This window comes from Variovorax sp. 01N429 (assembly GCF_056399425.1).
On sequence record NZ_JBFTRG010000010.1, the window covers coordinates 185296 to 208418 of the forward strand.

Annotated in this window: 21 protein-coding genes and 2 pseudogenes; 12 read left to right on the forward strand and 11 right to left on the reverse strand. The window is 62.3% G+C overall.

What is annotated here, in order from left to right:
• Nucleotides 1-2: 2 nt before the first annotated feature.
• Entirely contained in the window at nucleotides 3-1019 is a 1017-nt protein-coding gene (locus tag AC1DSF_RS19090; RefSeq protein ID WP_478124188.1) for a polysaccharide deacetylase family protein, read from the reverse strand.
• 183 nt (nucleotides 1020-1202) lie between these two features.
• Here AC1DSF_RS19090 and AC1DSF_RS19095 point away from each other — a divergent pair, with 183 nt between their 5' ends.
• From AC1DSF_RS19095 to AC1DSF_RS19110, 4 genes and pseudogenes are all read left to right on the forward strand, one after another.
• The gene (locus AC1DSF_RS19095) at nucleotides 1203-2114 is read left to right on the forward strand and encodes a LysR substrate-binding domain-containing protein (protein WP_478124189.1); all 912 of its coding nucleotides are present in this window, start codon (nucleotides 1203-1205) and stop codon (nucleotides 2112-2114) included.
• Nucleotides 2115-2241: 127 nt separating this feature from the next.
• Nucleotides 2242-3216 carry a Bug family tripartite tricarboxylate transporter substrate binding protein gene (locus tag AC1DSF_RS19100; RefSeq protein WP_478124190.1) on the forward strand — a complete coding sequence of 325 codons (975 nt, stop codon included), beginning with the start codon at nucleotides 2242-2244 and terminating at the stop codon, nucleotides 3214-3216.
• A gap of 23 nt (nucleotides 3217-3239) precedes the next feature.
• Nucleotides 3240-4790: an AMP-binding protein gene (locus AC1DSF_RS19105; protein WP_478183240.1), complete on the forward strand. Its 1551-nt coding sequence runs from the start codon at nucleotides 3240-3242 to the stop codon at nucleotides 4788-4790.
• A gap of 35 nt (nucleotides 4791-4825) precedes the next feature.
• Nucleotides 4826-5211 (forward strand): annotated as a pseudogene (locus tag AC1DSF_RS19110) (CoA transferase); the annotation flags it as partial.
• A 259-nt stretch (nucleotides 5212-5470) separates the two neighbouring features.
• On the opposite strand, the gene nadA reads toward AC1DSF_RS19110, so the two are convergent.
• Nucleotides 5471-6619 (reverse strand): quinolinate synthase NadA, encoded by a 1149-nt coding sequence (nadA, locus tag AC1DSF_RS19115; protein ID WP_478124192.1) that lies wholly within the window; start codon nucleotides 6617-6619, stop codon nucleotides 5471-5473.
• 2 nt (nucleotides 6620-6621) lie between these two features.
• The gene (gene nadC / locus AC1DSF_RS19120; RefSeq protein ID WP_478124193.1) at nucleotides 6622-7497 is read right to left on the reverse strand and encodes a carboxylating nicotinate-nucleotide diphosphorylase; all 876 of its coding nucleotides are present in this window, start codon (nucleotides 7495-7497) and stop codon (nucleotides 6622-6624) included.
• 115 nt (nucleotides 7498-7612) lie between these two features.
• Between nadC and nadB the strand changes: the two genes are divergently transcribed.
• Genes nadB through panC form a run of 4 tightly spaced genes read left to right on the forward strand, consistent with a single transcriptional unit; the run spans nucleotide 7613 to nucleotide 11456 of the window.
• Nucleotides 7613-9232, forward strand: coding sequence for an L-aspartate oxidase (nadB, locus tag AC1DSF_RS19125; RefSeq protein ID WP_478183241.1), 1620 nt, complete (start codon nucleotides 7613-7615; stop codon nucleotides 9230-9232).
• Between the two features lie 43 nt (nucleotides 9233-9275).
• Nucleotides 9276-9677, forward strand: coding sequence for an aspartate 1-decarboxylase (panD, locus tag AC1DSF_RS19130; protein ID WP_478124195.1), 402 nt, complete (start codon nucleotides 9276-9278; stop codon nucleotides 9675-9677).
• Between the two features lie 37 nt (nucleotides 9678-9714).
• Nucleotides 9715-10608 (forward strand): 3-methyl-2-oxobutanoate hydroxymethyltransferase, encoded by an 894-nt coding sequence (gene panB / locus AC1DSF_RS19135; protein WP_478124196.1) that lies wholly within the window; start codon nucleotides 9715-9717, stop codon nucleotides 10606-10608.
• A gap of 11 nt (nucleotides 10609-10619) precedes the next feature.
• On the forward strand, nucleotides 10620-11456 hold the full coding sequence (gene panC / locus AC1DSF_RS19140) for a pantoate--beta-alanine ligase (protein WP_478183242.1): 837 nt from the start codon (nucleotides 10620-10622) through the stop codon (nucleotides 11454-11456).
• A 672-nt stretch (nucleotides 11457-12128) separates the two neighbouring features.
• On the opposite strand, the gene AC1DSF_RS19145 is transcribed toward panC, so the two are convergent.
• Genes AC1DSF_RS19145 through AC1DSF_RS19155 form a run of 3 tightly spaced genes read right to left on the reverse strand, consistent with a single transcriptional unit; the run spans nucleotide 12129 to nucleotide 14818 of the window.
• Nucleotides 12129-12830 carry an SDR family NAD(P)-dependent oxidoreductase gene (locus AC1DSF_RS19145; RefSeq protein WP_478124198.1) on the reverse strand — a complete coding sequence of 234 codons (702 nt, stop codon included), beginning with the start codon at nucleotides 12828-12830 and terminating at the stop codon, nucleotides 12129-12131.
• Between the two features lie 41 nt (nucleotides 12831-12871).
• Nucleotides 12872-13864, reverse strand: a complete 993-nt coding sequence (locus tag AC1DSF_RS19150; protein ID WP_478183243.1) for a Bug family tripartite tricarboxylate transporter substrate binding protein — start codon at nucleotides 13862-13864, stop codon at nucleotides 12872-12874.
• Between the two features lie 21 nt (nucleotides 13865-13885).
• On the reverse strand, nucleotides 13886-14818 hold the full coding sequence (locus AC1DSF_RS19155; protein ID WP_478124200.1) for a dihydrodipicolinate synthase family protein: 933 nt from the start codon (nucleotides 14816-14818) through the stop codon (nucleotides 13886-13888).
• 130 nt (nucleotides 14819-14948) lie between these two features.
• On the opposite strand from AC1DSF_RS19155, the gene AC1DSF_RS19160 reads away from it, so the two are divergent.
• Nucleotides 14949-15905 carry a LysR family transcriptional regulator gene (locus AC1DSF_RS19160; RefSeq protein WP_478124201.1) on the forward strand — a complete coding sequence of 319 codons (957 nt, stop codon included), beginning with the start codon at nucleotides 14949-14951 and terminating at the stop codon, nucleotides 15903-15905.
• 82 nt (nucleotides 15906-15987) lie between these two features.
• On the opposite strand, the gene AC1DSF_RS19165 is transcribed toward AC1DSF_RS19160, so the two are convergent.
• From AC1DSF_RS19165 to AC1DSF_RS19185, 5 genes are all read right to left on the reverse strand, one after another.
• Nucleotides 15988-16812 (reverse strand): SDR family NAD(P)-dependent oxidoreductase, encoded by an 825-nt coding sequence (locus tag AC1DSF_RS19165; protein ID WP_478124202.1) that lies wholly within the window; start codon nucleotides 16810-16812, stop codon nucleotides 15988-15990.
• A gap of 71 nt (nucleotides 16813-16883) precedes the next feature.
• Complete coding sequence (locus AC1DSF_RS19170) at nucleotides 16884-17885, reverse strand: NADP-dependent oxidoreductase (RefSeq protein ID WP_478183244.1); 1002 nt, start codon at nucleotides 17883-17885, stop codon at nucleotides 16884-16886.
• Nucleotides 17886-17907: 22 nt separating this feature from the next.
• Complete coding sequence (gene acuI, locus AC1DSF_RS19175) at nucleotides 17908-18894, reverse strand: acrylyl-CoA reductase (NADPH) (protein WP_478124694.1); 987 nt, start codon at nucleotides 18892-18894, stop codon at nucleotides 17908-17910.
• A gap of 55 nt (nucleotides 18895-18949) precedes the next feature.
• On the reverse strand, nucleotides 18950-19762 hold the full coding sequence (locus AC1DSF_RS19180) for an oxidoreductase (protein ID WP_478183245.1): 813 nt from the start codon (nucleotides 19760-19762) through the stop codon (nucleotides 18950-18952).
• An 82-nt stretch (nucleotides 19763-19844) separates the two neighbouring features.
• Nucleotides 19845-20453, reverse strand: coding sequence for a TetR/AcrR family transcriptional regulator (locus AC1DSF_RS19185; RefSeq protein WP_478124695.1), 609 nt, complete (start codon nucleotides 20451-20453; stop codon nucleotides 19845-19847).
• 366 nt (nucleotides 20454-20819) lie between these two features.
• Here AC1DSF_RS19185 and AC1DSF_RS19190 point away from each other — a divergent pair, with 366 nt between their 5' ends.
• The 3 genes and pseudogenes from AC1DSF_RS19190 (at nucleotide 20820) to AC1DSF_RS19200 (ending at nucleotide 23117) form a co-directional block, all read left to right on the forward strand.
• A complete protein-coding gene (locus AC1DSF_RS19190; protein ID WP_478124205.1) occupies nucleotides 20820-21515 on the forward strand; it encodes a nitroreductase family protein in 696 nt (231 codons plus the stop codon).
• Between the two features lie 57 nt (nucleotides 21516-21572).
• Nucleotides 21573-22109: pseudogene (locus tag AC1DSF_RS19195) on the forward strand (carboxymuconolactone decarboxylase family protein); the annotation flags it as partial.
• Nucleotides 22110-22199: 90 nt separating this feature from the next.
• Nucleotides 22200-23117 carry an NADP-dependent oxidoreductase gene (locus tag AC1DSF_RS19200; protein ID WP_478183246.1) on the forward strand — a complete coding sequence of 306 codons (918 nt, stop codon included), beginning with the start codon at nucleotides 22200-22202 and terminating at the stop codon, nucleotides 23115-23117.
• Nucleotides 23118-23123: the final 6 nt, after the last annotated feature.

Consider the following 23123-nt stretch of genomic DNA (forward strand, 5'->3'; position numbering starts at 1 on the left):
TCTTAATGTCTTTGATCAGGTGAAAGTGGGATGGGCTGTACCTTGGCCCCCGTCGCGGCTGCGATGTACTCCCGCATTCGCAGAGTGACATCGACCTGCATTTCGCCCGGCAAGGGGTGCAATTTCTCAATTTCCTCAAGGATGAGCGGGTGCCGGTCGTTGACGGGTACGCCGAGTGCGAGTGCCCATTTCTCGACTTGAAAGATGAACTCGGGACTCACTCGAGGCGGAACTTTTGCGTTCATTGGATCGCTCATGGCTTCATCAAGCGAAACGAAGTCCACCGCTGCATGGCGAAAGCGGGCAAGGATGCTGTCGAGGCAGTCCGCTGCGATGGAGGTACCGTGGATCAGCCAGATATGGACTGGGTCGCGACCAAAGACGGCACGAGCGTTCGCGGCGTGTACCCGCAGTTCGTGCAGTGCGCTGTCCGCGTAGGCCTGACGAAGATGCGCGGCCTCTTCGGCCGATCCACGCCCGAGCACCCGACAGTACGCCGCGTTCCAGCTTATATCGTGAAATCCGATGCTGACGGGTATGGGTGTGTAGGCCATCTGCTCGAGCCGGCCCAGAATCGCCTGGCACTTGCAGGCCGTGTCACCCCATAGATCCATACAGAACCTGAAACAGCGCCGTGGGGCGTGATTGATGTAGCGACCGAGATATTTCTCTGCCTTCTCGATGTCGCGCGCGTAGACGTCTGCATCGACCCAGTTGATAGGGGGGTGGTGGTGTGTATGGTTTGCGACGTGATGGCCGCTTTCAACCCATTTGTCGAAGACCTTGAGCAGTCCCGGATCGTCCTCCACAGGCGCTGTGTTGGAAAACTGATAGACACCAGAAACGCCGTGCGACTTCAATGCGGAAATAATCGCCTGCACGTTTGATGGCACACTGTGCGCGGGTGCCATCGGCACCCCGCGCAGCAATAGCATGTCGTCGACGGTGATGGCAATTTTCAGCCGACCCAATGGTGAAACGGGCAAGGGGGACGCATTGAACTCAGTGGTGGATTGCATGTTGCAGCGTGCCGATCATTTGGCGATTACTGAGCATTGCAGCAATGATGGTCGTCGTCTATTCAGTAATGCGAAACTTGACTTTCAGCATGGGAAAGTCGATGAAGCGAAACGCAGTCGCGTAGACCGTTCTGGGCGGTCATGGTGAACGGCAACGTTAGGGCGCCGGAACACTTCAGGCGCGTGATCCAGTTCGACATCACGGATCTTCGGCTGATGGTGTGCATTGCCAATACAAACAGCCTAACGCGCGCGGCGGAACAGATTCATATTTCGCTTCCTGCGGCAAGCAATCGCATCAAGCAGCTTGAGCAATCAGTGGGAGCGCGACTGATCAACCGGACCAGCAAGGGCATGACGCTCACCGTTCCGGGGCAGTCCATGATCAAGCACGCTCGGCTCATCCTTGATCAGATCGAACAACTGCGCGGCGAATTGGTGGACTTCACCGAAGGGGTGAGTGGCCGGTTGCGGATCATGGCTAGCACCACCGCGACCAGTGAGTTCTTGCCGTCGGTGATCCAACGGTATTTATCCAGCAATCCGGGAACCAGTGTCGATCTGCGAGAGAGGTTGTCAAGCGACATTGTGAGAGCCGTATCCGAGGGCGTGATCGACGTTGGCGTGATTCTGGGAGATGTCGGAACGTCCGGGCTGGAGGTGATCCCCTATCGCCACGACCACATGGTATTGGCGGTGTCCGCGGATCATCCGCTGGCGGAAAGATCTTCCATCTCCTTCGCTGACACGCTTGACTTTGATCACGTCGGCTTGTCCCAGTCCAGCACGTTGCACGTCTTTCTTCAGGAGCAGGCAGAAGTATTGGGGCGCCGTATCAGTCTCAGAGCTCAGGTTGGCAACTTCGAAGCGCTGTGCCGGATGGTGCAGGCGCGAATCGGCGTCGGCGTGCTGACGCAATTGCCAGCGGAGCGCCATGCCAGGTCAATGAACATTCGCATCGTCCGACTGGAAGATGAGTGGTCAATTCGGCCCCAGTTCATTTGCGTGAGGAATATGGACGAACTGCCACCGTTCGCCCGCATATTCGTCGAGATGCTGCGTGCGGATGGAGAAAGCCAGCCCTCCGCGGGCTGAGAGCCCCCCAAGTTAAGCGGCTCGAAACTGCTCTTTTCGAATGGCGAATTGCCAGCGCCAGGTGTCGTCGCGATCATGCGGGTTCCCCAGGCGATGCGCCTCAAAAATTCAGCGATAGGAGACAAAAATGACTTTCAGACGACGTGCGGCGTTGGCACTTGCGAGCCTCATTGCATTGGTATGCCAAGGCGTATGCGCCCAGTCTTGGCCGGCGCGGCCGGTGCAGCTGGTTGTTCCATACCCGCCGGGGGGCGTCCTGGACAATTTCGTGCGGCCAGTGGCGGAGGCGTTGAGCAAGGAACTCGGACAGCCTGTAGTGGTGGATAACAGGGCGGGCGCAAACGGAATCATCGGAACTACACGGTGCGCGAAGTCCGTGGCTGACGGCTATACCTTTTGCATCGTCAATGGTGACATCATGTCACTCAACCCGCAGCTCTACTCGAAGCTTTCCTACAATCCGAAGACTGAGCTAGTTCCAGTCGTCCGCATGGCGAACATGGTCGCTGCGATCGTGGTCCCGACGAGCGTCAAGGCGCGCAGCCTCGCCGAATTGGCCGCCCTGGATCGTTCGAACCCTGGCAAGATCAACTGGGGCACCTTCGGTGTCGGCAGCACATCGCATGTGTTTCTCACCGAATACAACCGGGTGTTCGGTGCCAATCTAACTCATGTCCCTTACAACGGCTCGGCACCGCTGATGCAAGGACTGTTGGCGGGCGATGTAGACGCAGCCATGCTGGCGCACGTCGCCGTGGCGCAGTACATCGACTCAGGAAAGTTGCGCGCGATTGCCCTCATGGGCGAAAGCCGATCAGAGTACTTTCCAGGCGTACCTACCATCAGCGAACAGAAGCTCGGATTTTCCGGCGAGAACTGGATCGGTATAAGTGCACCGGCCGGCACGCCGCCGATTGTGCTAGACCGAATGAATCTTGCAGTCAACAAGATCCTTGCCGATGCAACGTTTCGCAAGAAGAGTCTGGACGCCCTGGGTCTCGAGCCGGTGGGAGGCACCCGAGACTCGTTCGCGCAGTACCTTGTGCGCGAGCAAGCACTCTGGGCTGAGCTGATCTCGCACACCAAGATCAAGCTGGATTGAGCAATCACACGATTGGCATCACGATGAAACTGCATCAACCTCCCACATTTTTTTCGCTGGTGCTGCGTGCTTTGCGCAGATACCCGGGTCGGATTGCGTTCAGCCAGGGTGGCGTCGCGGTTAGCTACGATCAGGTCATCAAATTCATGGGGAAAGTTCAGGCCGTCCTAGACGCGCACGGAATTCGACGCGGTTCCCGCGTTGCGCTGTTGACGGAAAATCGGTACGAGACTTGGTCTGCTTCCGTTGCGGTCCAGGGGCTGGGCGCTGCGACAAGCTGGCTGCATCCGCTCAGTTCGCTTGAGTCGCAGATTTCCCAAGTCCGGGATGTCGGCGCAGTCGCTTTGATCGTCGACAGTGATGCTTTTGAGGAGCGGGCGAATGAGCTTGCCGCGGCGCTCCCCGACGTGCGGTTATTCTGCGTCGGCCCGACTGGTGCAAAGGGCATGGACCTTCTTGCGCTGATCGAGGAATGCGAACGCATCGAGCCGATCGAGCGGGCCATGTCCACGGATATCGGAACTCTAAATTTCACCGGCGGAACGACCGGACGCCAGAAAGCGATCGTGCGCGAGGCAGGTCAGGTGGGATTGATGGCGATCGCCATGAACGGCGAACTTGAACTGCCCGACGGGGTGCAATACCTGGCGACCGCCTTGATCAGCCACGTCAGCGGACAGCTGATTGCGCCAACCTTGATGCGCGGCGGCACGGTTCATCTGATGAAGAAATTCGACGTGAGACAGGTCCTGGAGACTGTGCAGCGCGAGCGCATCAGCGCGACATTGATGGTGCCAACGATGATCTACAAACTTCTGGATGCACCGCTGGAAGATTTTGATCTTGGCAGTCTCAAGCTCGTGGTTTACGCTGGTTCAGTGATATCACCGGTCAGGCTGAAACAAGCCATACAACGCATTGGTCCTGTCTTTTCACAGCTCTACGCCCAAACGGAATGCACTCCCATCGCCATCCTGCGCCGCGCCGATCACGACCTTGGCGATCCCTCATCACTCGAAGCGTGCGGCTATCCAATGGCCACTGCCGAAATCGCGATTCTTGACGATGACAATCAGCCACTTCCCACAGGGCAGGTCGGCGAGATTTGTGTGCGCAGCCCGTCCGTGATGAAGGGTTATCTGGAACAACCGGACGCGACGGAGGAGGCGCTTTCGGGGGAGTGGCTGCACACCGGAGACATCGGCTTTGCCAACACCAGCGGCCGCTTGTCGATTGTCGACCGCAAGAAGGACATGATCGTTTCAGGTGGGTCCAACGTTTACCCTCGCGAAGTGGAGGATGTTCTTACGGCGCACGCCTCGGTCGCATCAGCCGCGGTGATTGGCGTGCCACATGAAGTCTGGGGCGAAGCCGTGGCGGCAATCGTGGTGTTACGTGGCGGGGCAAAAGTGACTGCTGATGAGTTGATTGCATATGTTCGGGAATGCAAAGGCCCGTTGATCGCGCCAAAGCAACTCGACTTCGCCGAAGCTCTGCCAACAACGCCTTTCGGAAAGGTCGACAAGAAGGCATTGCGCGCCTCCTACTGGCAGGGAGTGGCTCGAGCCATCTGACGCCGCCTCGTGCGAACCTGCCGCAGAGTGCAGAACTCGCGCCAGGCGCCGCCGCGTGGCTCGGTCTCTCTCCTACAACGTCCTGCATCCGAAGCATCCGGGCCTCATCGTCTGCGATATCTCCGGATACGGTGACGACGGCCCCTACCGCGACCGCAAAGCCTACGACCTCCTGATCCACAGCGAAGCCGGCTCTCTCAGCGTGACAGGCACGCCCGACGAGCCCGCAAAGGCTGGCTGCTCCGTCACAGACAACGCGGCGGGCATGTACGCCTCCATTTCGGAGCTGGCCGCATTGCTGCAACGCGGCCGCACGGGACAGGGCATCCGCGTCGACGTCTCCATGCTAGAGAGCATGGTCGAGTGGATGAGCTACCCGCTCCACTACGCGTTCGAAGGCGCGCCGCCGCCGTCGCGCGCGGTTCTCGATCTGTGCAAGCACCTCCGGATGACCCCAGCGGATGGCGTGTCGGTCCGCACCATCATGGCTACTCCATATCGGACCACGAGCGACACCGTAGCGAAATCCTTCAGCGGGTCACAAGGGATCTTCTTGACGAATCCCGCGATGTTGAGGAAGGGGTCCTAGTTGGCAACAAGACGGTGTATCCATCGCACATGGCGCGTGCCACTTCTGTGCTACCGACCGACCGTTCCACTCGCGCCCGGGTCCCACCGCCTCAAGCCGCACCCAATCCCGCAGCGAGCGCACCCGTGAGCTGCCCACTCCTGAGTGCGGCCGTGAAGGCCAGCATCCGATCAATCGGCACTCGAGCCCGTAGCCCGAGCGCTCGGTCAACGTGTATTTCGCCAGCCCCTGTTTCCAGCACGCGCGCCACGTCCGCAAGGCCGTTCATTGCCATCCAGGGACAGTGCGCGCAGCTCTTGCAGGTAGCCGAATTACCGGCAGTGGGCGCTTCGATGAAGGTCTTGTCTGGATTGAGTGTGCGCAGTTTGTGGAGCATACCGTTGTCGGTCGCGACGATGAACTCGGTCGCGTCCATGCGCTGTGCGGCGCTCAGAATGGCCGAGGTCGATCCCACCGCGTCGGCCAGCGCGATCACATCGGCCGGCGCCTCTGGATGCACGAGCACCTTCGCGCCGGGATGGTCCTTCATCAGAAGTTCGAGCTCCAGCGCCTTGAACTCGTCATGCACGATGCAGGCGCCCTGCCAGCTCACCATATCGGCGCCGGTTTCGCGGCGGATGTAGTCGCCCAGATGGCGATCGGGCGCCCAGAGGATCTTCTGGCCCTGCGCCGTCAGCGCGCGCACGACATCGAGCGCGCAGCTCGAGGTCACGAGCCAGTCCGCCCTCGCCTTCACCGCGGCACTGGTGTTGGCGTAGACGACCACCGTGCGGTCCGGATGCTCGTCGCAGAACGCGCTGAACGCATCCTCAGGGCACCCGAGGTCGAGCGAACACGTGGCGTCCAGGTCAGGCATCAGCACGCGCTTTTCTGGCGAAAGGATCTTGGCTGTCTCGCCCATGAAGCGCACGCCGGAGACAACGAGTGTCTGCGCCGAATGCTCGCGGCCGAAGCGCGCCATCTCGAGCGAATCACTGACCAGGCCGCCGGTCTCCTCCGCGAGGTCCTGCAGATCGGGATGAACGTAGTAGTGAGACACCATCACAGCGTTGCGCTCGACGAGGAGGTGCCGAATACGGTCCTTCAGTGCGGCACGCTCGCTGCGCGACGGTTCAGGCGGCACACGCGCCCAGGCTCGGCGCGTATCGCAGGCAGGGCCGTCGTTCTCAACGACGGCATCGCTCTGCCGGCGAGGCAAAGCCGGTTGCTCGTAGTCGACGCTGATGAGAGCAGATGACATGTTCAGGCTTCCTGAAACCGCATCGAGAAGTCCACGGCCTTCACGTCTTTCGTGAGAGCGCCCACCGAGATGCGGTCCACGCCGGTTTCGGCTAGCGCTCGGACGCTCTCGAGCGTCACACCGCCCGAGATTTCGAGCACGGCGCGGGCATCGCCAGCGGCATCGTTGCGGCGCACGGCTTCGCGCAGCGTTGCCAGGTCCATGTTGTCCAGGAGCACCATGCGCGCGCCGTCGGCCAAGGCCTCATCGAGTTGATCGAGTGTCTCGACTTCGATCTGGACGAAGCTGGCACGCGACGCCACTTCCCGGGCCGCATGCAATGCGGCACGGATGCCGCCCGCCGCCGCAATGTGGTTTTCCTTGATGAGGATGGCGTCATGGAGGCCGATGCGATGGTTCGTGCCGCCGCCGACGCGAACGGCGTATTTCTGCGCGAGGCGAAGGCCCGGCAGCGTCTTGCGCGTGTCGACGATCTGCGCGCGTGTGCCGCGCACTGCATCGACGTAGGTGGCTGTCTTGGTCGCCACAGCACTGAGCAGTTGCAGAAAGTTCAGTGCGGTGCGCTCGGCGGTCAGCATCGCCCTCGCACTGCCAGAGATTTCGAGCACGGTCTGCTCAGGGGCACAACGCGTGCCTTCGGCCACATGCCACACAATCCGCGCGGATGGGTCCAGCTCGCGCACGACCGCCTCCACCCAGGGCGCGCCGCACAACACGGCAGCTTCACGCGCGAGCACCCGGGCGTGGGCGCGGCGATCGGAGTGAATCAGCGAGGCCGTGAGATCGCCATTGCCTACGTCTTCATGCAGGGCCCGCTGCGCATCAGCGCGTGCCACGGCAAGCCATTCGGCGGAAGAAAAATCGAGGGTACTTTCCATCTTCATCATCGGTTGCGAGGCCACGCTCATTGAGCAAATGGGCGCGATCGTAGCAGCGATGTACACGACCACTGTCTCCTCAAAAATGCACGCTAGCGTATCGCAAGAGTCGGTTATGGTTCGCCCCGTTTGTCATTTGGTTCAAGGGCGACGACCTGTGATTTTTCATGAATTCGATGTGCTCATTGTCGGCAGCGGGCTCGCGGGTCTGAGTGCCGCACTGCACCTGGCGCCCACGCACCGCGTGGCCGTCATCACCAAGCGCGCGTTGCACGACGGTGCAAGCCATTGGGCCCAGGGCGGCATCGCTGCCGTGCTGGCCGAGGGCGACACCATGGACTCGCATGTCGAAGACACGCTCGTGGCCGGCGCAGGGCTGTGCGATCTGGCAGCCACGCGCTTCGTGGTCGAGCATGCCCCGGCGGCCATTGCGTGGCTTCGTGAACTTGGCGTACCGTTCTCGCTGGAGCATGGCGATCTGCACCTGACGCGAGAAGGCGGCCACAGCCAGCGTCGCATCGTGCATGCGGCCGATGCCACCGGCGCAGCCGTGCAGCGCACGCTGATCGAGGCGGTGCGGTGCACACCGGGCATCACGCTGTTCGAGGATCACACACTGGTCGACCTGATCATTGGGCGCAAGCTCGGCCTGCCCGACGCCGGCTGCCAGGGACTTCATGCGCTGGACACTGCGACTGGAGAGGTCGTGACCTTCCGCGCAACGCACACGATCCTGGCCACAGGCGGCGCGGGCAAGGTCTATCTCTACACGAGCAATCCCGACACTGCCACGGGCGATGGCATTGCCGCCGCATGGCGCGCGGGCTGCCGTGTGGCGAACATGGAGTTCATCCAGTTCCACCCAACCTGCCTGTACCACCCAGACGCGAAATCCTTCCTGATTAGCGAAGCAGTGCGCGGCGAAGGCGGACGGCTTCTGCTGCCTGATGGCACGCGCTTCATGGCGGCGCATGACGCGCGCGCCGAACTCGCCCCGCGCGACATCGTCGCGCGCGCGATCGACTTCGAGATGAAGAAGCACGGACTGGACTGTGTGCATCTGGACATCTCGCATCAGAGCCCGGCATTCCTGAAAGAACACTTTCCGAACATCCTCGCGCGCTGCGCCGAGCTCGGCATCGACATCACGCGCGAGCCGATTCCCGTGGTGCCGGCGGCGCACTACACCTGTGGCGGCGTGCTGACCGATCTCAGCGGCCGCACCGACGTGCCCGGCCTCTACGCGATCGGCGAGACCGCCTGCACCGGCTTGCACGGGGCGAACCGGCTCGCGAGCAATTCGCTCGTCGAATGCATGGTGTTCGCGCGCGCGGCAGCGACGGCCCTCGCGCAGGCTCCTGCGCGCGAGCGCATCGAGTTGCCCGCATGGGACGACAGCCGCGTCACCGATGCCGATGAAGCGGTGGTCATCTCGCACAACTGGGACGAACTGCGCCGCTTCATGTGGGACTACGTGGGGATCGTGCGCACGAACAAGCGTCTCGAACGCGCGGCGAACCGCATCGCCCTTCTCACAGGCGAGATCCAGGAGTTCTATGCGCACTTCCACGTCACACGTGACTTGCTCGAACTGCGCAACCTCGTGCAGGTGGCGGATCTGATCGTGCGCTCGGCGCAGGCACGCCGCGAAAGCCGAGGCCTTCATTTCAGCCGCGACTACCCGGCGCTCGCCGCCCCCGCAGCGCCGACCATCATGGTGCCGGCCGCGGGCTGACACCGTCCATCCATCCTTTTACCGAGAGAAAGAGTTTTCACGCATGTTCCGAACCCTGCTGAAGTCCAAGATCCATCGCGTCGCGGTCACCGATTGCGAACTGCACTACGAAGGATCGTGCGCCATCGACGAAGACCTGCTCGATGCCGCCGGCCTCGCCGAAAACGAGCAGGTCCATGTCTGGAACATCAACAACGGCGAGCGCTTCGTGACCTACGCGATTCGCGGCGAGCGCGGCACGGGCATCATTTCCGTCAACGGCTCTGCTGCGCGTCGAGCCGCGGTGGGCGACTTGCTCATCATCGCGGCCTTCGGCTTGGTGCCTGAAGACCACGTGCCGGCGTATCGACCGAAGCTGGTATTCGTTGACGACGCCAACCGCGTCAAGGAAGAGCGTGCGCACGTTCCCGTGCAGGCCGCTTCGAGCGAAGCCGCCGTAGCCTGATCCGATCGTCGCTAGCAGCCAGCACGCAAGATCTGCCATGTCACTGCTTACTGCGGCCGATGCGGCCACACCCTACGGCGCCCTGCCCCCGGGCTCTGCGCCAACTACGCCATCCGCACGCAAGCCGCTGAGCCTGCCGCGCCTGGCCGACATGCATGCACGCGGCGAGAAGATCGCCATGTTGACCGCATATGACGCCACCTTTGCGGCGGTGGCGGATGCTGCGGGCGTCGAGTGCCTGCTGGTCGGCGATTCGCTGGGCATGGTCTGCCAGGGCTTGCCCAGCACAGTGGGCGTCTCGCTCGACACGATGCGCTATCACACCGAAAGCGTCGCGCGTGGACTGCGCCGTGCGCAGGGCACTGCCTGGCTTATCGCCGATCTCCCCTTTGGCAGCTACCACGCATCGCGCGAACAGGCGCTGCGCAGTGCCTGCGAGCTGATGCAGGCCGGTGCGCACATGGTCAAGCTCGAAGGCGGCGGCTGGACCACGGACACGGTACGCTTTCTCGTCGAGCGCGGCGTTCCGGTGTGCGCCCACCTCGGGCTGACGCCGCAAACCGTGCACGCGCTGGGCGGCTACCGTGTTCAGGGCAAGGGCATCGAAGCCGCCAAACTGCTCAAGCAGCAGGCACACGCACTGCAGGATGCGGGCGCCTCGATGCTGGTGCTCGAGATGGTGCCGGCCGCGCTGGCCACCGAGCTCACGAAAGAGCTGCGCCATTGCGCCACCATCGGCATTGGTGCTGGCCGCGGCACCGCGGGCCAGGTACTGGTACTGCACGACATGCTAGGCGTCGGACTCGGCAAGCTGCCGAAGTTCGTGTGCAACTTCATGGCCGACGCACCGGGCATCTTGCAAGCCATGCAGGCGTACGTGCGCGCGGTCAAGGATGGCAGCTTTCCCGACGATCAACTCCACGCCTGGTAGGCGCATCAAGCATGTACATCGCCCGAACAATTCCTGAACTGCGAGACCATCTGAGTCGCTTCAGACGACCGGCTTTCGTGCCCACCATGGGCAACCTGCACGAAGGCCACCTCGCGCTGGTGCGGCAAGCGAAGCCGCTTGGCGACGTGACGGTGGCAAGCATCTTCGTCAATCGACTGCAGTTCCTGCCGCACGAAGATTTCGACACCTATCCGCGCACCTGGGACAGCGACTGCGAGAAGCTCCGCTCGGCGGGCTGCGATGTGCTCTTTGCGCCAGACGAACGCGCGCTCTACCCCGGGCCGCAGACGTGCAAGGTGCATCCCGACGGTGCCTTGGCAGATATCCTCGAAGGGCAGTTTCGGCCGGGCTTCTTCGTCGGCGTCTGCACAGTGGTCATGAAGCTCTTCGCGTGCGTGCAGCCAGCCGTCGCCGTGTTCGGCAAGAAGGACTATCAACAGCTGATGGTCATCCGACACATGGTCCAGCAATTCGCGTTGCCGATCGAGATCGTCGGCGGCGAGACGCAGCGCGCGGACGACGGCCTGGCGCTGTCGTCACGCAATGGTTATCTGAGCAAGGCAGAGCGCGCCGAGGCCGTGCACCTGGCGCATGTGTTGCGGTCCATGGCGGAGGCCGTTCGCATGGGCGAGCGCGACTGGGTTGCGATCGAGGGACGCGCGACGCAGGCGCTCCGCGCGCGCGGCTGGCAGCCCGACTACCTCGCGCTGCGCCGGCAAAGGGATCTGCAGGCACCTACCTTTGGCGATCCCCTGGTCGTGCTGGCCGCTGCACGCCTGGGAAGCACGCGCCTGATTGACAACCTCGAAATCAGGACGACAAACTGAAGTATTCGCCGCATGCCTGCCCATGATTCCTCATTGAACGTCTCGGTGCACCGCCACATCGCGCTAACCGAGCGCGCCATCCGACGCAATTGATTTACGAGCTTGTGCCACCTCAAATGGTTATGTTGCGAATGCCGTTGCGGGCCAGATCGCGCGCTATCCCAGCCACTGATTGGACGGAGCACCACAAGCGCAGACGGCCGAACCACTGCGAAACTCTCGTGCCGTGACGTCGTGGCGGACGCAATCGATCTGGTCAGGCGTCAGGCAACGGGTCCAGAACGAACGATCCGTCGAGAAACGCCTGGAGCGCGTCGTTCAACTTTTGATGATCCATGACGGACGGCCTTCAGAAATCGTTCGGGCATTCCCTTGCACTGACGTTCCTGAATTGTTGACGGCAGAACATTAGGTACCGGCTCGGTGTCATAGATTTCGTGACGTCTCTTCAGTGATCTGCATTGCAGTGCTCGCTTGCGGATTCGAATCGATGGGGCCGTTCGAATGCCGGCCTATTGAAGATTTCATCGCCTCAACTCAGGTGACGATTTCACGTCGGCGCGATCCGTGTGTTCTCGTAACTCGAGGTCCTTTCCAGCGCGGCAAGGCAGCCACTCTGGCGCTTTCAAAAGGAGGTTCTGCCTTCGCTTTGAGGTTCGGGATGCGAGCGACCTATTTCGGCAGCGAAGCACCGCCGCAAACGGCTATGTCTTGCCCGGTGATGGCAGCAGCCTGTTTCGAAAGCAGGTAGGCCACCAGTGCCGCGATTTCGTCCGGCTGAATCAGGCGGCCAATCGGTGGCAGGCGCGGCGCGCTGCCCGCCCGCGCCGGGTCCTGCAGCATGGCGGTCTGAGTGGCGGCGGGCGAAACGACGTTCACAGTGACGCCCTGCGCCGCAAACTCAGCTGCCCAACTGCGGGCCAGGGCAAGCAGCGCGGCCTTCGTGGCTGCGTATTGACTGCGCCCCGCCATCCCCTGGGCGACTCGGCTGCCAATGAACACCACTCGGCCACGGCCACGCGCCGCCATCGCCGGCACCATCACATCGGCGAGCCGAGTGGCGGCATCGACGTGGAGGCTCCACATCAGTTCACCGGCCGCATGGTCGAGCGCACCAAGCGGGCCGACACGCAACACACCGGCTGCATGCACGAACGCTTGGGCGTCCAGCAACTGCGGCACCACGCGGTCGATGTCCAAGCCGTCACCCAGGTCGACCTGCACATGATGAAAGCTCGGGTGGTCCAGTGACGGCGCGGCCACGTCCAATCCGGTCACACGTGAACCGGCGGCGAGCAGCCAAGCGGCGACGGCCTGGCCGATCCCACTGCTGCTGCCGCTCACCACGACATGCTGGGAAGCAAGATCACTCATGGAGAGCACTCCTTGGAAACCAGGGTTTGGGGGCTGTTCGGCTATTCCACACGTATGTTTCCCTCGGAAATGATCTTTTGCGAGCGCACCATGTCTTCCTGCTGGAATCTTGCAAAGTCCGCCGAGCTTCCCGGCGTAAGAAGCAGCCCCTGTTCCAGGAGCTTGCCTTTCATATCGGTAGCGAGCGCCTTGTTGACCTCCGCATTTAACTTGGCGGCAATCTCCGCCGGTAGCTTGGCCGGACCCCAGAGGCCGTACCAGCTGTAGAACTCATAGCCGGGGATGGTTTCGCCCACGGTTGGAACCTCCGGTAGGCTAGGTGCACGGCTGGCCGAGGTGACCGCGATCACTCGCAACATCCCACCCTTGTGATACTGCAGTGAGCCCAAGATGGGGTCGATGAAGCCGTCGATCTGTCCGCCAATCAAATCCGAAAACGCCGGTGCCGTCCCCTTGTAAGGCACGATCAGATAGTCGAGGTTGCCAGCGCGCTTGAGCAGTTCGGTCGACAGGTGCCCCGCCGAGCCGATGGAACCAACGGCGAAGGTCATTTTCCCCGGGTGAGCCTTGGCATAACTGATCAACGACTTGATGTCGGTGATCGGCAGGTTCTTGTTGACCGCCACGGACAGGGGTGCCTTGGCAACCAAGGCGATGGGTGTGAAGTCCCTGGCGACGCTATAAGGTACCGATTTCATCGTCATCGCCGCCGTGACAAAGGTCGACGCGTTGAACAGCAGCGTATAGCCGTCAGCTGATGCGCGCGACACCATATCCCCGCCAATGACGCCGTTACCTCCCGGCCGATTCTCGACGATGAAGTTCTGTCCGGTCTGCTCACTCAGCTTCTGCGCCAACTGCCGGCCGACGGTATCGAGCGTGCCGCCGGGCGGGAACGGAATGATGATCTTCACGGGCCTTGCCGGGTAAGCGTCGGCCCAAGCCGTGGACATCGGCGCCAATAGCGTGCCGACCAATGCAGCCAGCGAGAGGCCGACCCGGATGAACAGGCGGCGGGTGGGTTTGTTTTGCATGTTGTCTCCTCGCGCCCGCGCTTAGCGGACCAGACCGGCCGAACTCACGGCGCGTTGGATTTCGGCCTCTTCTTGCGCGGAAGGCCGATGCGTGGGCGCGCGCACGAAGTCGTTGGGAATGACGCCTGCGCACTTCATGGCCGTCTTCATGCGAGCATGAGCTTCGCCGGTGGGCTCGCCCGCACCGTATACAGCCTCCTTGAGAGGCGTGATGATGGCCTGGATGCGCCTTGCCTCGTTCAGGTCACCCTTATTCACCGAGGCAAAGAGGTCGATGATCAGTTGCGGGATGAAGCTGGCAAAGCCCACCAGCGCACCGTCGACTCCTTGCACCATCGAGGCGAGAAGGTACTCGTCGTGACAGGTCAGGATGGCTTTGCTGGCATCCGCATCACGGATGGCCTTCAAGTCGCGTGCGTATTTGCTCATCTCGCGCTGGCCCACCTTGAAGGCCTGTATATAGGGCAGCCGCGCCAGATCGGCGAGAAGCGCCGAGGAGTACGAAGCCTTGCTGTAAGCCGGGTAGACGTGGCACACCAAGTCAAGCTTCGAGGCCTGCCAGATGTTCTCGAAATAGGCCAACGCATGGTCGGCATGGAAGCCGAAGCGCAGCCAGTGGTGCGGCGGCATGACGTCGAGGGCAGCGGCACCTGCCTCCTTGGCCATCCGGGCATGATCGGCAGCGTCGGACAGCCCTTCGCAGACGATCGAGGAGATGACTGGCAGCCTGCCCTTGAGTTCGTCAGCGACGATGCGGGTGACCTCGGCGCGCTCCACAGGCGTGAGAGAGAAGACTTCTCCCGTGTGCCCGTTGGTCATGATTGCGACCACACCCTTGTGGCCGCCGAGCCAGGACGCCAGATGGCGCAGCGAAGGCTCGTCAATGGCACCGTCGGCGGTAAAGGGGCAGGCAATGGCGGGAATAATCCCGCGATAATTTGCGATGGCCGGCATGTTCGTATCTCGTGAGTGGTTTGGAATGTGCCGGATCATCCGGGCTGGGCTGACAGGGGTCCAATACCCGAATCGCATAGAACTATTCGGAACTTCCTTGAGACATCCGAGCATGGTGGAACATTGAACAATGGGCCCTGTTAATCGGCCGCTCGACCTCGAATGGCTCGAGGACTTCCTGACGCTCTCCGAAATCGGCAACTTCTCACGTGCGGCGCAAGCGCGCAACATCGCCCAGCCCGCATTCAGTCGGCACATCCGCTCACTCGAGGAGTGGACGGGCGTGGCACTCATCGACCGCACTCAACACCCCGCATCCGTGACGCCGGCAGGCGAGGTCATCCTGTCGACGGCCCGTGACGTGGTGCTGCGGCTGTCACAGGCACGCACCCAGGCCAACGAGGCTCACGACCAAGCTGAACAGAGCCTGCGTTTTGCGGCAACGCATGTCTTGTCCTTGGCCTTCTTCCCCGGCTGGCTGCAGCGGATCGAGCAGCAGCTTTCAACGCAGCTCGGGCCGATCCACATGGTTTCCGACAGCTTCAGGGCCTGCGAAGAACTTTTGCTGCACCGTCGCGTGCAGTTTCTGCTCTGTTACGGACATCCCGCAGTACCAACGCGGCTGCTGGCCCCGGATTTTGAGTTTGCCTGCGTCGGTATGGATCGGCTGATCCCTGTGTCTGCCCCTGCCCCCACAGGCGCGGCGCAGCATCCCGTCCGCAGCGCCGACGACACGCCCGTGCCGATGCTTGCATACAGCGAAGAGTCCTGGCTGGGCCAGATCATGCGGGTGCGGATGTGCAAGGTGTACGACCCGATGCGCTTCAAGCCTGTCGTCACTTCGCACCATACCGGGCTGCTCAAGAATCTGGCACTGGCCGGCCGCGGCTTGGCGTGGTTGCCGCAGAGCCTGGTCAATGCTGAACTCACCGACGGCCGCCTGGTTGCGGCTGACCAGGTCGTAGAGCGGGACAACGACGGTGACCACGATGAATGGCGGATGCCCGTGGAAATTCACTTGTTCCACGCCACGGCGGCACAGACTCCGATGGCAGATGCCTTGTGGCAACAGATCAAGGGGCCCTGAGACCTCGTGGCTCCCTTGGTCGATCAGTTCGCCGCCGCATGAGCGGCGGGGGATGCCATGACGCAGACGTTGACCACCTCTCTCAAGTCACTCTTCGTGCCGGCAGCGCCAACCGTGGCTTGCCGAGCACTTGCGTCGCCACGCGCGACGCGAACCGCCGCGTCAGGAAGCGCACGCCGAAGCACGACAGCTTGTTGAACAAGCCGGGCACAACCGTGCGCTTTCCACGCAGCATCGCGCGGATTGCGGCGTGCGCGACGAACTCCGCGCTTTTCGTCGACGCGTTCGCGATCCACGAGTAGTCACCCCCGCCGGACGCGGCGTGGAACGCCGTTTCGGTGCCGCCAGGGCAGATGCAGGTCACCGACAGCGGCGTGCCGCGATGCTCGTCATGGAGACTCTCGCTGAAGTTGCGCACGAACGCCTTCGACGCTGCATAAAGCGCCATGTTCGGCACAGACTGGTACGCGCCAGTCGATGCGATGTTCACCATGTGCGCAGGCCCGGTGCTTGCCTTGCGCGCATCGACGAAGCATCGCGCGAGCGCGACGAGCGAGGTCATGTTGAGCTGGACGAGTTCAGCGTCGCGCGCCCAATCGACCTCGTCAAATCGGCGGAAGTAGCCGAATCCGGCGTTGTTGATCAGGATGTCGATGGGGCCGCTGGCAGTGGCTGCAGCCCACAGTGCGCGCGCGGCGTCGGGCTTGCCGAGGTCCGCGGTGACGGTCTCGACCTTAACGCCCTTGCAACTCGCGGCAACCACCTCGAGCGCATCGCGGCGGCGCGCGGTCAGCACCAGGTCAACGCCGAGCGCCGCGAGCTCACGCGCAATGGCAGCGCCGATGCCGCTTGATGCGCCGGTCACCAACGCCCGCTTGCCGGCGTGGACGGCTGAGGTTGTATTCAAATCGCTCTCCTTATCCTGCAAAAAAATGATCCTGGCTCGGTTCTCCGGGACTTTGCGGTTGCCGACCGCCTCTATCTCATCTTGACGACGACCTTGCCCCTGGAACGTCCCTGCGCGAGGTATTCAAGTGCTTCCTTGGCTTGCTCGAACGGAAACACCTTGTCGATCACCGGCCGGATGCGCTCGGCCTTGAGGAGTTCACCGATATCGGCGAGTTGATTGCCGTTCGGGCGCACAAAGAGGAATGAGTAGGTGACGTCGCGCCTTTTCGCCAGCCGCTTGATCTTTCGGCTCATCATCGCGAAGACGAACGTCAGGACGAAATTCAGCCTTCGAGCGCGAGCGAATGCCGCGTCCAGCGGCCCGACCAGAGAGACCATCGCGCCGCGCGGCTTGAGGATGTCGACGGCTTTTTCCAACACGTCGCCCCTGACCGTGCCAAGCACTGCGTCGTAGCCGCGCAGCACGTTCTCGAACTCCTGCTTCTTGTAGTCGACCACCTCGTCTGCGCCAAGGCCGCGCACCAGTTCGACGTTGCCCGTGCTGGTGGTCGTTCCCACCTCGGCGCCGAGGTGCTTTGCCAGCTGAATCGCAAAGGTGCCAATACCACCAGAGCCCGCCGGGATGAACACCTTTTGCCCGGCCCGAAGATTGGCGCGTTCCTTCAGCGCTTGCCATGAGGTGAGCCCTACCATCGGGATCGAGGCCGCCTGCACGAAGTCCAGATTGGCCGGCTTCATCGCGGCAACGCTCTCCGGCACCACCGCGAACTCGGCGATCGAGCCCGTACCCAGGTCGAAAATGCTGGCGAAGACGGCGTCGCCAGGCTTGAATCGGGTCACGCGACTGCCGACCTCCGTCACCACACCGGCCAAATCGCTGCCCAGCGTCGCCGGAAGCTCGAACCGCAGGACGGCTTTGAAGACTCCAGTCGGGATGACGTTATCGATCGGGTTCACGCCCGCGGCGTGGACCTGGACCAGCAGTTGGTCGGGCTTCAGCGTCGGGCGGGGAACTTCGGCAATCCCGATCTCGGGAGATTTGCCATAGCGTTTGAAGGTAAGTGCCTTCATATCTTTCCGTGTTCCTGCGTACTCATGCGTTGACGTCGACAACCGTACGGCCCTGGACTTTTCCTGCGAACAATCGCTCGACGACGGCGGGCACCTCGGCAAGGCCAACGACCTGTGTCGTTCGCGCGAGTTTTTCCAAGTCCATGTCTCGCGCCAGCCGTGACCAAGCCTCGATGCGCACGTGTTGGGGGGCGTTGACCGAATCGATGCCGGCCAGCGTCACATTGCGCAAGATGAAAGGCAGCACCGAGGCCGGAAGATCGGTGCCCTGGGCCAGGCCGCAAGCGGTGACCACGCCTCGATACTTTGTCTGTGCCAGCACGTTGGCCAGCGTGTGGCTGCCGACCGAGTCGACGGCGCCAGCCCACCTTTCGCTGGCTATCGGTGCCGCCGGCTCCGAAAGCGTTCGGCGATCGATGATGTCGGCTGCCCCCAGGTTGCGCAGATAGTCGCTTTCCTCCAGTCGCCCCGTGGAGGCAATGACCCGGTAACCGAGACCCGACAGCAAGGCGATGGCGATGGAACCGACCCCGCCATTGGCGCCCGTCACGAGAACGTCGCCATGCTGGGGCGTGAGCCCGCCGTGTTCAAGCGCAAGCACAGACAGCATCGCCGTATACCCCGCCGTTCCGATGGCCATCGCATCTCTGGTCGACAAGGCCGCTGGGAGCTTGACCAGCCACTCACCCTTCACGCGCGCCTGCTGTGCATAGCCACCGTGATGAGTTTGGCTCAAGCCCCAGCCATTGGCGACCACGCGGTCGCCGGCAGCGATGCCGGGGTAGGAAGAAGTCTTGACTGTGCCGGCGAAGTCGATGCCGGGAATCAAAGGAAACTGGCGAATGACCGGCGCGCGACCGGTAATGGCCATCGCGTCCTTGTAGTTCACGGTGGAGTAGTCGACGTCGACCACCACGTCCCCTGGCATGAGGTCCGGTTCACTCAGGGAGACCACGCTGGTGGTGATCTTGTCGCCTGTCTTGCTGGCGAGCAGTGCTTGGAAGGTCATCGTCTTCTCTTTCAATGGAGTGTTGCTGGGAGTTGCCTGCGAAGCAGCGGGCCGCCTATGCGTCAAGCCGAAGTTCTTTGCGCACCCCGGCGTCGAGCACTCTGGCGGGCGCAAACCTGCGCAGCAGGCGCAGACGGCTGGCAACGCCGGGGGCGTAGTGGGTCTTGGGTTGTGTGGCCGTGGCCGCCTTCAACACGACGTCGGCCACCACCTCAGGCCCGTCTGCGCCGGCGATTCCCTCCTTGACCCGCTGCTCCACGCCGGCGCGAATTTCGCGGTACATGTCCAGAGGTTTGTCGGGCTGGATCGAATTCGCTTCGAACGGCGTGTTGATATAGGGAGGCTCCACGACCGAGACGCGAATGCCCTGCGTGCGCATTTCATGGTCCAGCGATTCCGAATAGCCGGCGACCGCGTGTTTGGTGGCGGAGTACAGCGCCATATAAGGTGCGGGCAGGAACCCCACCACGGAGCCGATGTTGATGATGCGACCGCTCGCCTGGCGACGCATATGAGGTACGACGGACCGGATCATCCGCACCATGCCGAAAAAGTTGGTGTCGAAGATGGCTTGGGCCTGCGCAATCGAACTCTCCTCCGCGCCGCCTGGCGCGACTCCAAAGCCGGCGTTGTTGACCAGCAGATCGATGCGGCCCTCTGACTGGAGCAACTGCTGGACCACAGCATCGACCGACGTGTCCTGGGTCACATCGAGTGGCAGCATCTCGAAGGCTCGCTGGCCCGCCTGTCCACCGCGCCGGCTGGTGCCGTATACCTTGTAGCCAGCCTTTGACAGCCGATGCGCGATGGCTGCGCCGATGCCAGACGAGGCCCCAGTCACGAGGGCCACCTTGCTTTTCGTGTTCATGCTGTTTCCCTTCAGGATTTGATATTCATATGATCGTCATCATATTTTCAAGCGAGCGAAGAAGCGACGGGTTTCGGTGGCGTCAGGCGATGGGCAGGTGCTTCAAGGCAGCCTCGCGCAGGTTGTCAGATAACGCAGGCTCGTCAACGACGCGAGCCAATAGCAAAGTGCCGACCATGGTGGCGACGGTCACAAGGGCGCGTTCGTGGGCGTGGGCCTGCCCCCAATCCGGCGATTGACGGGCAACAAGGTCGACCATTTCCTTGATGTATCGAGTGGTCACGCGCCGGACTTCGGGCGCTTGGCGCGCGGTCTCCGAGCCCAACGCAGCCAGCGGGCATCCCCGCTCCACCTGCTCCAGGTTCTCTCGCGAGAGATAGGCGTGGAGCATGTAGGTCAAGGCCTGTTCCGGGGGCACGCTGGCAGCCGCCTCTGCCGCCACGGCGGCCGACTCCGTACAGGCCCGCTCCGCTGCTTCCGCCAGCATGGCCTCCCGCGAGGCGAAGTGGGCATAGAAGGCGCCATGGGTCAGGCCAGCCTCTTTCATGATGTCGGCGACTCCGGTTCCGTCGTAGCCACTGCGGCGGATCGCCCGGGCGGCGGCGGACACGATCCGCTCGTGTGAGGCGTCCTTGGCGGCCGTTCTGACGGTGTGTTTGGTGCGTTTCGGATGTCGCATGACGCACATCATACGCAATTCAGGAAATCCGTGCTGGTGATGTTTTGGGCGACACCGTCCTTGCTTGCGCTCTTCTAGCGATGAAGCGTCGACACACGTTGCGGATGCCTGCGCCATTGCTGCGTCTGAATCCGCAATGGTCTTGAAGTCCGGTGCAAGCCGCCCTGTGAGCCACATCACTTCGACGTTGCGAGCACGTGCCCTGCTCCGTGTCCTGGGCGATTTTGTCGCCGACAGGACCGCGATTTTCTTCAATCAGGAGAGCTTCGAGTCTCGTTGGCCAGTGATCCTTTGGAGCATAACAATGACCCAAACGAGTATCGTAGTTTGCATTCTCCGGTTTTAAAGTTGCGGCTCCTATTTTGAAGAGGCCGAATCATGAGTGATATTCCTGCGATCAAATCTGCCAGCGGTGCCACCCCGAACGTCCGCGCACTGGTACAGGACGGGATCCCTGCGATCAATCCCGTCGTCGAAAACATTCTCAGCCGTAGCGCCGCCAAGTACTACGACCCGGACGCCACGTTGAGCGACGAACAAATCGGTGAGCTGGTGCGTATCACCACCACCGCGCCGACGTCCTTCCACTTGCAGAACTGGCGCTTCATCGCCGTGCGCACGCCCGAAGCCAAAGCTCGGTTGCGCCCGATTGCTTGGAATCAACCGCCGATCACAGACGCTGCAGTCACCTTCATCATCTGCGGTCAGTTGGCCGATGCCAGCGTGATTCCGCAGCGCCTGGCACCGTTGGTGCAGGCGGGCATCATGCCGGCGACGATGGTGCCGGAATGGGAGAGCCCCGCTCATAGCCTGTATGCCGAGGACCCGCAGCAGCAGCGAGACGAGGCGGTGCGCACTGGCGCCATCGCCGCGACGGCACTCATGTACGTGGCCCGGTCTTGGGGCCTTGGCTCGACGCCCATGATCGGCTTCGACGCCGAAGAGCTGGTCCGCGAGTTCGCGCTGGCCGAGAACGAAGTGCCGGTCATGTTGGTGACCGTCGGAGCGGAGCGCGCGGGAAATTGGCCGCAAAAGCCGCGCCGCCCGGTCGCCGACGTGCTGGATCTCGTATAGACACGCACAGACCCTTGCCCCCAATTTTCGAACCATTGAAACCCTAAGGAGCCTACGATGTCCAGAACGCTACCCACGCCCACTCCGCAACAAGTGCCGGCAGAGTCGAGGCCGACCCTCGACATGTTCACCAAGAACATGGGCTTCACCCCAAACATGATGGCGACCTTCGCGCTGAGCCCGATCGCGTTCAACTCATGGGCCACACTGCTCGGCTCGCTGAGCAAGGTGCTGGACGTGAAGACGCGCGACAGCATCGGCCTTGCGGTCTCGGAAGTGAACGGGTGCGACTACTGCCTCGCGGTTCACAGCTTTACGGCCGAGCGGATGGCTAAGATGTCCGCCGACGAAATTAAGCTCGCTCGGCTGGGGTATGCCACCGATCCGAAGCGGCACGCCGCTGTCCGATTCGCACGCAAAGTCATCGAGAACCGCGGCAAAGTCAGTGATGTCGATCTGCAAGCCGTTCACGATGCTGGCTACACGGATGCGCACGTCATCGAAATCGTCGCGCTCGTGGCCATGTATTCACTGACGAACTTCTTCAACAACGTGTTCGATCCTGAGAAGGACTTTCCCGCCGTTGCCCCGGCGGCGCGCTCTGAACCCGTGTCGAAAGGCCTGGTCGCCTTCGCAGTCACCGCCCTCGACGCTGACCAGGCAACTTAAAAAAGGAGAGCTCTCATGAAAGCGATTGTTGTTACGGACCAGGCTGCCGGAAAAGCCGGGATGAAGCTGGTGGAGCGCCCCGACCCAGTGCCCGCGATCAACGATGTCGTCGTTCAGGTTTATGCGTCGGGATTCGTCGGCACTGAGTTAGCGTGGCCTTCAACTTGGACGGATCGCGTCAGCCGCAGCCGAACACCGGCCATCCCGGGACACGAGTTTGCCGGAGTGGTCACCGCTCTCGGCTACGGCACGACGAGACTCTCGGTAGGCCAGCGGGTATTGGGCATCACCGACTGGTATCGCGACGGTACCCTGGCGGAGTATGCGGCGGTCGAGGCCCGCAATCTGGCGCCCTTTTCAGGTGACGTCGACTTTGCCGTGGGCGCCAGCCTGCCAATCTCGGGTCTCACTGCGTGGCAGGGACTGTTCGATCATGGCCGTCTTCGTGCTGGCCAAACGGTACTCGCCCACGGCGCTGCGGGCGCTGTTGGGTCAATCGTGACACAACTCGCGCGTGAGTTCGGCGCCTACGTCGTCGGTACCGGACGCGCCGCTGACCGTCAGGCTGCTCTCGATTTCGGCGCGAACGAGTTCGTCGACCTCGACAACGATGTCCTCGAAGACGTCGGCGGAGTGGATCTGGTGTTCGATCTCATTGGTGGCGAGATCGGGAAACGGTCCGCGCGCCTGGTGCGAGCAGGAGGAACGTTGGTCTCCGCCGTAGGGCCCTCAGAAGCGCGGCCCACTGACGGCCTGGCAGTCGACTTCGTTGTTGAGTCCGACTGCGCACAACTCACTGAGATCGTCCGGCGGGTGCGGGATGGACGACTGCGCACGCACATCGCCAGAGTCGTGCCTCTCGAAAATGCTGTCGCCGCCTTCAACAGCACCGAGAGGATCAATGGGAAGACGGTCATCCGGATTCGTCCGTGACAAGGC

What these genes read in the sequence shown, in the direction of transcription:
- AC1DSF_RS19090 (WP_478124188.1), bottom strand. Translation starts at nt 1,019, where the DNA reads ATGCAATCCACCACTGAGTTCAATGCGTCCCCCTTGCCCGTTTCACCA.
- AC1DSF_RS19100 (WP_478124190.1), top strand. Translation starts at nt 2,242, where the DNA reads ATGACTTTCAGACGACGTGCGGCGTTGGCACTTGCGAGCCTCATTGCA.
- AC1DSF_RS19105 (WP_478183240.1), top strand. Translation starts at nt 3,240, where the DNA reads ATGAAACTGCATCAACCTCCCACATTTTTTTCGCTGGTGCTGCGTGCT.
- nadA (WP_478124192.1), bottom strand. Translation starts at nt 6,619, where the DNA reads ATGTCATCTGCTCTCATCAGCGTCGACTACGAGCAACCGGCTTTGCCT.
- nadC (WP_478124193.1), bottom strand. Translation starts at nt 7,497, where the DNA reads ATGGAAAGTACCCTCGATTTTTCTTCCGCCGAATGGCTTGCCGTGGCA.
- nadB (WP_478183241.1), top strand. Translation starts at nt 7,613, where the DNA reads ATGGTTCGCCCCGTTTGTCATTTGGTTCAAGGGCGACGACCTGTGATT.
- panD (WP_478124195.1), top strand. Translation starts at nt 9,276, where the DNA reads ATGTTCCGAACCCTGCTGAAGTCCAAGATCCATCGCGTCGCGGTCACC.
- panB (WP_478124196.1), top strand. Translation starts at nt 9,715, where the DNA reads ATGTCACTGCTTACTGCGGCCGATGCGGCCACACCCTACGGCGCCCTG.
- panC (WP_478183242.1), top strand. Translation starts at nt 10,620, where the DNA reads ATGTACATCGCCCGAACAATTCCTGAACTGCGAGACCATCTGAGTCGC.
- AC1DSF_RS19145 (WP_478124198.1), bottom strand. Translation starts at nt 12,830, where the DNA reads ATGAGTGATCTTGCTTCCCAGCATGTCGTGGTGAGCGGCAGCAGCAGT.
- AC1DSF_RS19150 (WP_478183243.1), bottom strand. Translation starts at nt 13,864, where the DNA reads ATGCAAAACAAACCCACCCGCCGCCTGTTCATCCGGGTCGGCCTCTCG.
- AC1DSF_RS19155 (WP_478124200.1), bottom strand. Translation starts at nt 14,818, where the DNA reads ATGCCGGCCATCGCAAATTATCGCGGGATTATTCCCGCCATTGCCTGC.
- AC1DSF_RS19160 (WP_478124201.1), top strand. Translation starts at nt 14,949, where the DNA reads ATGGGCCCTGTTAATCGGCCGCTCGACCTCGAATGGCTCGAGGACTTC.
- AC1DSF_RS19170 (WP_478183244.1), bottom strand. Translation starts at nt 17,885, where the DNA reads ATGAAGGCACTTACCTTCAAACGCTATGGCAAATCTCCCGAGATCGGG.
- acuI (WP_478124694.1), bottom strand. Translation starts at nt 18,894, where the DNA reads ATGACCTTCCAAGCACTGCTCGCCAGCAAGACAGGCGACAAGATCACC.
- AC1DSF_RS19180 (WP_478183245.1), bottom strand. Translation starts at nt 19,762, where the DNA reads ATGAACACGAAAAGCAAGGTGGCCCTCGTGACTGGGGCCTCGTCTGGC.
- AC1DSF_RS19185 (WP_478124695.1), bottom strand. Translation starts at nt 20,453, where the DNA reads ATGATGTGCGTCATGCGACATCCGAAACGCACCAAACACACCGTCAGA.
- AC1DSF_RS19190 (WP_478124205.1), top strand. Translation starts at nt 20,820, where the DNA reads ATGAGTGATATTCCTGCGATCAAATCTGCCAGCGGTGCCACCCCGAAC.
- AC1DSF_RS19200 (WP_478183246.1), top strand. Translation starts at nt 22,200, where the DNA reads ATGAAAGCGATTGTTGTTACGGACCAGGCTGCCGGAAAAGCCGGGATG.